Origin of the sequence: Kitasatospora sp. NPDC056783, assembly GCF_042789895.1 — a bacterium.
In the GTDB taxonomy this organism is placed as follows: Bacteria; Actinomycetota; Actinomycetes; order Streptomycetales; family Streptomycetaceae; genus Kitasatospora.
The window spans coordinates 3,963-5,739 of record NZ_JBHUAF010000471.1 but is presented as its reverse complement, the minus strand read 5'-3'; the positions used below and the strand labels follow the sequence as shown (position 1 = coordinate 5,739).

Below are 1,777 nucleotides of genomic sequence, written 5' to 3'. Positions count from 1 at the left end.
GGGCACGCACCGACCCCCGGGGCGCCGCGTCAGCGGGCGCCGGCCCTCGCGCGACGGTAGAGCACGCCGCCGCCGAGCATCAGGGCCAGACCGGCGGCGCCGAGCAGTTCGACGCCACCGGCGCCGGTGTGGGCCAGCTGGGCCGCCGGGGCGGGCGCGACGGCCGCCTCGGCCGCCACCGCCGGAGCGACGCCGCGCGGGACGGGCGGGGCCTCCTCCGCAGAGACCTGCGGCGGGGTCGGGCACTCCTCGGCGCAGCCCTCGGCCGGCGGGGCGACGGGCTTCGGGGCGGGCTTCTCCACGTTCGCGCAGTCGTTGCCGAAGGCCGGGTTGCCGACGCCGGCCACGTTCACCGAGTTGCCGCAGGCGTTGACGGGAACGTCGACCGGCGCCTGGACGCTGTTGCCCGAGAGCACGCCCGGCGAGTTGGTGGCGACGCCGGACGCGCCGGCCCCCGGGACGGTGACGCCGGCGCCCTGGTGGCCGCCGGCCTCGGAGCTGCCGAGTCCGCCGCCACCGAGACCGCCGGTGCCACTGCCACTGCCACTGCCACTGCCACTGCCACCACCGTGGCTGCCGGTGCCGGTGCCGGCGCCACCCACGCCACTGCCGCCGCCACCGGGCTGACCGGCCTGGGCGGGCTTGGCAGCGTGATGCGCTCCGCCGCTGACGTTGGCGCACTTGTTGCCGAAGGACGGGTTCAGCAAGCCGATCAGGTCGATCGTGTTGCCGCAGAGATTGACCGGCACATCGACCGGCACCTGCACCGAGTTGCCCGAGGCGACGCCCGGTGAACCCACGGCACCCCCCTGCGCCTCGGCGCCGCCCGCGTAGGCGTAGCCGGCGGTCGAGGCCAGCACACTGCCGGTGGCCACGGCCGTGAGGATCCCCTTCTTGGCTACATTCCTCATGTTTTCCCCTGACATTTCGAGACGACGTGTCGACCTTGACATGAACCTGTAAAAAAGTCGGAATTTCCGTATATCCGTAAATCACGCAAGGGCTGCGGCTGCACACGAGTTAACGAGGGGCCGACGGGGAGGTTGAGCCGAACGCATCGGCTTCACCCGATCGAGCGATTGCGCCGAAGCCCGTGTATCCGGAAGCCGGAGCCCGTGCACCCGGGAGCCACCGGAGACCGAACGCCCCCGGTGCGGCGCGTCCGCCGCCCGGGGGCCGGGGTGGGTCGGCTCAACAGGCCGCGACGGCCCGGAGGTCGACTCAGGCGTTGCCGCAGGTGTTGCCGAACGTCGGGTTCAGCAGGCCGACGATGCTCACGGTGTTGCCGCAGAAGTTCACCGGGACGTGCACCGGAACCTGGATCGTGTTCCCCGAGACGACGCCCGGGGAGCCGGCGGCCACACCCTCGGCGACGGCACCGCCGTGAGCGGACGCGACACCGGCGGCGGCGAACACCAGGCCACCTGTGGCGGCGGCGACAGCGGTGATCTTCTTGACCTTCATCATTCCTCCTGTATGGACAACGCAACCCGTTCGGCGGGCTGCACAGGGATGAACGACGTTGCGGCAAACGGGGTACGGAGTGGATCTCCCATTCACCCGCAACGGTGATGGATCGCACGCATGACCGGCCTTGGATTTCCAGCAGAATCGCTTCTGTTGATCTCCCCCAGCCCATCCCACAATCATCCGCTCCGACAATGCGGTCGGGGCCCCCCCCGGCCCGCCGGCAGCCGGCGGCCCAAGCCGCGGGGGCGAGGGGGGTGTGCGCGGGGGGCTGGATGGGGGGAGCGCCCCCGCCCCCGCCAACGCGCCC

General features: G+C 72.2%; 2 protein-coding genes. Both read right to left on the bottom strand.

The window, feature by feature from the left end; translation table 11 throughout:
- Window positions 1-29: 29 nt before the first annotated feature.
- The gene (locus tag ACFRMQ_RS37125) at window positions 30-875 is read right to left on the bottom strand and encodes a chaplin (RefSeq protein WP_380735263.1); all 846 of its coding nucleotides are present in this window, start codon (window positions 873-875) and stop codon (window positions 30-32) included.
- A gap of 346 nt (window positions 876-1,221) precedes the next feature.
- Complete coding sequence (locus ACFRMQ_RS37120) at window positions 1,222-1,464, bottom strand: chaplin (protein ID WP_380735264.1); 243 nt, start codon at window positions 1,462-1,464, stop codon at window positions 1,222-1,224.
- Between the last annotated feature and the right edge of the window lie 313 nt (window positions 1,465-1,777).

Bases quoted from the DNA above. Each gene is read 5' to 3' on its own strand.
- ACFRMQ_RS37120 (WP_380735264.1), bottom strand. From the start codon at position 1,464: ATGAAGGTCAAGAAGATCACCGCTGTCGCCGCCGCCACAGGTGGCCTG.